The 6,365-nt window shown below is 65.1% G+C and carries 5 protein-coding genes; 2 read left to right on the forward strand and 3 right to left on the reverse strand.

From position 1 onward, the window contains the following. Window positions 1-54: 54 nt before the first annotated feature. Window positions 55-504 carry a Cd(II)/Pb(II)-responsive transcriptional regulator gene (gene cadR / locus QMX89_RS20130; RefSeq protein ID WP_282349582.1) on the reverse strand — a complete coding sequence of 150 codons (450 nt, stop codon included), beginning with the start codon at window positions 502-504 and terminating at the stop codon, window positions 55-57. 84 nt (window positions 505-588) lie between these two features. Between cadR and QMX89_RS20135 the strand changes: the two genes are divergently transcribed. Beyond that, complete coding sequence (locus QMX89_RS20135) at window positions 589-2,853, forward strand: heavy metal translocating P-type ATPase (RefSeq protein ID WP_282349583.1); 2,265 nt, start codon at window positions 589-591, stop codon at window positions 2,851-2,853. 127 nt (window positions 2,854-2,980) lie between these two features. On the opposite strand, the gene QMX89_RS20140 is transcribed toward QMX89_RS20135, so the two are convergent. Next, window positions 2,981-4,339 carry a DUF3482 domain-containing protein gene (locus QMX89_RS20140; RefSeq protein WP_282349584.1) on the reverse strand — a complete coding sequence of 453 codons (1,359 nt, stop codon included), beginning with the start codon at window positions 4,337-4,339 and terminating at the stop codon, window positions 2,981-2,983. After that, the gene (locus QMX89_RS20145; RefSeq protein WP_282349585.1) at window positions 4,332-5,711 is read right to left on the reverse strand and encodes a DUF2868 domain-containing protein; all 1,380 of its coding nucleotides are present in this window, start codon (window positions 5,709-5,711) and stop codon (window positions 4,332-4,334) included. Before QMX89_RS20145 ends, QMX89_RS20140 begins: the two co-directional genes overlap by 8 nt. A gap of 65 nt (window positions 5,712-5,776) precedes the next feature. Here QMX89_RS20145 and QMX89_RS20150 point away from each other — a divergent pair, with 65 nt between their 5' ends. After that, the gene (locus QMX89_RS20150) at window positions 5,777-6,289 is read left to right on the forward strand and encodes a dihydrofolate reductase (RefSeq protein WP_282349586.1); all 513 of its coding nucleotides are present in this window, start codon (window positions 5,777-5,779) and stop codon (window positions 6,287-6,289) included. Window positions 6,290-6,365 lie beyond the last annotated feature (76 nt).

The raw sequence follows: 6,365 nt of genomic DNA on the forward strand, positions 1-6,365 counted from the left end.
TTCTTGGGCGATTCGAATGCCAGGGTGTATCTGCTGAACCGCGACGTGTTTTTTTCAATGCCCGTGACTGCGGCCCACATGTGAGTGCTCAGCCTCGGGGACGGTGACGGCGCCGCTGATTTCCAGGCGCTGGAGAATCGCGCAGTGTTCTTCGGCGGTACTGCCATGGCATTTCTGGCGCAGGGCAACGAGCTGCTCCTGCAAGGCTACCAGGCCGTCTATCCGCGCCTTGACGTGATGGATGTGTTCATCGATCAGGTCGTTGACGCTCTGACACTGGTCCTGGGGGCTGTCGCGCAGGGTCAACAGGTTGCGGATCTCGTCGAGGGTCATGTCCAGGATGCGACAGTTGCGGATGAATGTCAGCCGTTCGACGTGAGCCTGGGTGTAGAGGCGATAGTTGCCGTCGCTGCGGGCAGGGGGCGGCAACAGGCTTTCACGTTCGTAATAGCGGATGGTTTCGACCTGGCAGTCGGTGATTTTTGCCAGTTCGCCGATTTTCATGCTCATAACCCTTGGAAGATGCTTGACCCTATAGTGGCTACAGGGTGTTCACTTGGCAACCTGCACTTCAGGGAATTGCGACCAATGAGCCACCCCACTTCCGGCCATGCCCACGATCATAAGCACGAGCACGAGCACGAGCACGAGCACGAGCACGAGCACGAGCACCAGCCAAGCTCCGCACCGTCGAGCCACTGCTGCTCGAGCAAATCGACCGCGCCGTCGACCGTTCGGCTGGCACCCGGCGACAGCCAGGATGCCCGGCTGAGTCAGTTCCGCATCGAGGCGATGGACTGTCCGACCGAGCAGACGCTGATCCAGAACAAGCTGGCCAAGCTGACAGGCGTGCAGCAGCTGGATTTCAACCTGATCAATCGGGTGCTCGGCGTGCGCCATTCGCTGCCCGATACCCAGGCGATCGAGAGCGCCATCAAATCACTGGGCATGCACGCCGAACCCATCACCGGGGACGAACCTGCTACCAACGACCTGCCGGCGCCGCGCAAACCCTGGTGGCCGCTGGCGCTTTCGGGCGTGACGGCAGTGGCGGCCGAAGTGGTCCACTTCACCCAGGCGGCGCCGACCTGGGTCGTGGCTTTGCTGGCCCTGGTGTCGATCGCCAGTTGTGGTCTGGGCACCTACAGCAAAGGCTGGATCGCACTCAAGAACGGCAACCTCAACATCAATGCGTTGATGAGCATTGCGGTGACCGGCGCGGTGCTGATCGGTCAATGGCCGGAAGCGGCGATGGTGATGTTCCTGTTCACCGTAGCCGAATTGATCGAGGCCAAATCCCTGGATCGCGCCCGCAATGCCATTGGCGGTCTGATGCGCCTCACGCCGGACACGGCCACCGTGCGCCAGGCTGATGGCCAATGGCTGGAACAGGACGTCAAGGCCGTCGCCTTGGAGGCCATCGTCCGCGTGCGTCCGGGGGAGCGTATCGGTTTGGATGGTGAAGTGATTTCCGGTCAATCCAGCATCGATCAGGCGCCCATCACCGGTGAAAGCCTGCCGGTCGAGAAGAGTGTGGGCGACAAGGTGTTCGCCGGGACCATCAATCAGGCCGGCTCGCTGGAATACCGGGTCACGGCCGCCGCCGGCCAATCGACACTGGCGCGCATCATCCACGCGGTCGAGCAGGCCCAAGGTGCGCGTGCGCCTACCCAGCGCTTCGTGGATAACTTTTCACGGGTCTACACACCCGTGGTGTTTGCCTTGGCCCTGCTGATCGCGGTGGTCCCGCCGCTGGTGGGATTGGGCGCGTGGTTCGACTGGATCTACCGCGCGCTGGTGCTGTTGGTGGTCGCCTGTCCGTGTGCGCTGGTGATTTCCACGCCCGTCACCATCGTCAGTGCCTTGGCCGCTGCTGCGCGCAAAGGCATCCTCGTCAAGGGGGGCGTGTACCTGGAAGGTGGTCACAAGCTGGACTATCTGGCGCTGGACAAGACCGGCACGCTGACCCATGGCAAGCCGGTGCAGACCGACTACGCGCTGCTCGATTCCGCCTTCGAAGGCCGGGCACAGGCGATTGCCCAGGCGTTGGCGGGACGTTCGGACCATCCTGTGTCGCGAGCCATTGCTGCTGACGCCAATGGGGCGGCCCTGACCTTGGACAACTTCGAGGCCTTGCTTGGGCGAGGCATCAAGGGTCAGGTGGAAGGGCAGACCTATCACTTGGGTAACCATCGCCTGGTGGAAGAGCTGGGTCAGTGCTCCCCGGCGCTGGAAGCGCAACTCGATCAGCTTGAGCGCGAAGGTAAATCGGTCGTGGTGTTGCTGGGCCCGCAGGGGCCAGTGGCGTTGTTCGCGGTAGCCGATACGGTGAAGCAGACCAGCCGCGAGGCCATTGCCCAGTTGCATGCATTGGGCATAAAGACCGTGATGTTGACCGGAGACAACCCGCATACCGCCAAGGCGATCGCAGCTCAAGTGGGCATCGATCAGGCGATTGGCGACCTGTTGCCTGCCGACAAGCTCAAAGCTGTGGAGCAGTTGTACGCTCAGGGGCACCGGGTCGGCATGGTGGGCGACGGGATCAATGACGCGCCAGCACTGGCACGGGCGGAAATCGGTTTCGCGATGGCGGCCGCAGGTACCGATACCGCGATTGAAACGGCCGATGTCGCCTTGATGGACGATGATCTGCGCAAGATACCGGCGTTCATTCGGCTGTCGAGGCAGACCCGTTCGGTGCTGTTGCAGAACATCGTGCTGGCCCTGGCGATCAAGGCCGTGTTCCTCCTGATGACCGTGGCCGGCATGGCGACCCTGTGGATGGCGGTGTTTGCCGACATGGGTGTGAGCCTGCTGGTGGTGTTCAACGGGCTGCGGTTGCTGCGCAAGTAACCGCCTACCATGCTGCTCCTGCGGCATCGAATCCGTAGGAGCGGTCATCGGCCGCGAAAGGCTCACCGCGATGCATCTGAACACCGCGCTGTTGCTTTCGCGGCCACGGACCGCTCCTACGGGGTTGTCAGAGCTGTCGGGCAAGTACCTCGATCTGTTCTTCACGCTCGCGCTGGGCCAGGTGCTTGTGGCCGTTGAGCGAGGACCATTGCGGGTAGGCCCGGGCCTTGTTCAGGGCTTCGGGCAGCTTGCCTTCGCGCCAGGTCTGCTCCTGTGGCGCCGCCACCTCGATGGTGCCCATGGCAGCATGGCCACGGGCATCGAGCGCCTTCACCAGTTGCTGCTGACGCAAGGCCAGCAGCCGCAGCACGTTGTCGTCCACGGTCAGTTCGCGCTCGCCCTTGAACTTGCCCAACAGGCGCGCGCCATAGCCACGGGCGGTCTGCAGGGCGCCGCCGGCAATGGCGCCAGCGATGGCTGCCATGCCCAGGGTCAAGCCGCCCACCAGCAGATCGACGCCAGCGCCCGCCGCCGCACCGGCCGCAATGCCGCCGCCGACCTTCACGCCCAACTGCTTGAGCGTATCGGGATTGAACAGGTCGTCGCCCCAGCGCCCATCCGACAGTGGCAAGTCGCCGGCCGACGCATCCTGGCTGCGAAAGGCATACAGCTTGAGCAAGGCTTCCACGCAGCGCTGCTCGCGCTTGCGTACCGCCTGGCGAAGTTCTTCGATGGCGCCTGCGGCCGCTTCGCTGGTCACGCTGCGGCGACAGGCCGCGCAGTCGATCAACAGTTCGGCGATCAACCGCCGTGCACTCCCCTGACGCGCCAGTCGTTGCGCCTGTTGATCATCGATCAGCCGCTGCAAAGCCGGGCGCGAATGTTCCAGCAGCAAGGCCAGGCTTTCATACAGCCGCCGCTCGCCATCCTCGGGCGGTGCCACACTGTCGAAACGAACCAAGGCGTGCAGACCGAGGCGAGCCAGTGCCTCGCGCCAATCCCCCTCGCGTTGCTGGCTGCTGCTGACGAAGTTGAGCACCGGCAGCAACGGTTTCCCGCAGCTGGCCAGCACTTCCAGTTCGTCGCGGTACTTGGCCAGCACCGGCTCGCGCGCGTCGATCACATACAGGCCGGCATCGCTAGCCAATAGCTGGCGCAGCACCTTGGCCTCCTGCTCGAAACGTTGGCGCGCCTCGGTGCCCTGCAGGAACCGCTCGACCCGCGCCGGACCGTCGAGCCGCTCGCCGGGGCGATCCAGGCGTTCGAGGAAATCCAGCAGGGCGATGGCATCTTCCAGGCCAGGGGTGTCGTAGAGCTCCAGCAGGGCGTCGCCATCGACCGAAAGGCGTGCGCCTTCCACATGACGCGTGGTGCTGGGCCGGTGCGACACTTCGCCGAAGCCTACGTCGCGGGTCAGCGTGCGCAGCAGGGAGGTCTTGCCGACATTGGTGTGGCCGACCACGGCCAGGGTCAGGGGCTTACTCATCGCCGGTCTCCAGCCAGTGCAGCGGTGTCGATTCATCAATGGCCAGGCCCAGTGCATCCAGGCCGGTCCGCCAATCGCCAAGCCGTTGCGGGTCGAGCACCTGGCCGTGCGGTGCCGGCAACAGCCACACGCGGGTGACCGTGGCGCAGCGGGCCATTTCGGCGATCAGGCCGAGGCTGCCGCGGTCGGGCGAGCGCCGCGGATCGCAAGCGATCACCAGCCGCGCGGGCGGGAAGCGGGTCATCTGTTCCAGCAGCCGCTGACGCGACTCGCGGCTGTCGAGCACGCCAGCGTCCTGAATGCCGGTGGCCAGGGCAGGCGGCCATGGGTGCTGGCCGTCGAGTTCCAGACCTACCAGCACCGCACCATCGCTCGGCTCGCTGGCTGGCGCTGTCGTAACCTGGGGCAGGGCGTCGGGCGCCTCATCGCGCACACCAAGGCGCTCACTGCTGGGCATCAGCCGCTCACGCAACTGGCTGTAGCCCGGCAGGGTGGTGTCCAATGTCAGGCGCGCTCGGCCTTGGCGCCAGCGCCACTGGCAAAACGCGGCCAGCAGCAGGCGCGGGCCAATTCCGTAGACCAGCAGCACACCGACCAGCCAGCCGGCCCAGGCCTGGCGTGCCCCTTCGACGTTGGTCGCCTGATCGCCACTGGCGCGGATCATGTCGATGTCCGGCACGCTGAAACCCAGCAGGGCGGGCACGGCGCCCAGGGTCTGGGTCAGGCTGATGAAGGTGTCCGCGCCAAGAATGGTGGTCTCCCAGACGAAGCCGTAGCGACGGGTGGCCAGCAGCAACAGCAGCACGGCCAGCGCACTGAGCAGGGCCAGCAGCCACAAGCTATGCACCAGCGTGCCTAGTACCCAGCGGTTGAGCCGACGACGTTGCAGCAGCAGTACCAGCGCCGGCGCCAGGTGCACGGCCTGCGCATCGCGCGCCAGTTTCTCGCTGAGCCACAACCACAGCCGCCCCAGTACAGCGCCGTGACCACCGGCCGCGACCAGCCCCAGCAACCAGCTGAGCAACAGAATGAGATTGAGCCCCAGCAGGCTGCCCAGCGCCCAGAACACATTGACCGGCTGCTGGCCATCGCCCAGCGCCGCGAACGCCAATCCGGCCCCGCTGAATACCGCCAGCACGGCCAGCAGCAGCACCGCCAGCCGTGCGCCCTGCAGCCAGTGGCGCAGGGCCTGGCGCTGGCCATCGCGGCCGGCCAGTATCAGGGCGCGATGTTCGATGCGTGCGGCCAGGTCGCCCCCCTGTTGCCGCGCTCGGCGGTTGGCTTCCAGGTCTTCCAGGGGGCCTGCCTGTTCTTCGCGCAGGCGGATGGCTTCACTGAGCCAGAGTGTGTGCAAGGGAGTGGGTGCGCTCACGCGTTTTTCCAGGCGGCGGATTCGCCATGAGCATAACCCAAGGAGGCTCTGCTATTCTGCCGGCCATGAAGACATCTCTCCCTTTAAGCCTGATCGCGGCACTCGCCGAGAACCGCGTGATCGGCATCGACAACAGCATGCCCTGGCACCTGCCGGGCGATTTCAAGTATTTCAAGGCCACCACCCTGGGCAAGCCGATCATCATGGGTCGCAAGACCTGGGATTCGCTGGGCCGACCACTGCCCGGCCGTCTGAACCTGGTGGTCAGCCGCCAGCCGGATCTCGACTTGCCGGGTGCGGAAGTGTTCGCTTCGCTGGACGCGGCCATCGAGCGGGCCGAAGCCTGGGCTCACGAACAGGGCGCGGACGAGGTAATGCTCATCGGTGGTGCTCAGCTGTACGAGCTGGGCCTCGCTCAGGCGGACCGTCTGTACTTGACGCGAGTCGCCTTGCAGCCGGAAGGGGACGCCTGGTTTCCCGAGTTCGACGAGAACCAGTGGCAAAAGGTGTCGAGCGTGGCGAACGAAGCGGTCGATGACAAACCGGCCTACGCGTTCGAGGTGTGGGAGCGCAGGTGATCGGGTTGCCTGTTCGCGCTGCCTTTACCAGAAGGCACCCGCGAACAGGCAACACGGGTTAGGCCGAGGCCAGCTC

It is taken from the genome of Pseudomonas sp. PS01301, assembly GCF_029960215.1.
Lineage (GTDB): Bacteria > Pseudomonadota > Gammaproteobacteria > Pseudomonadales > Pseudomonadaceae > Aquipseudomonas > Aquipseudomonas coleopterorum.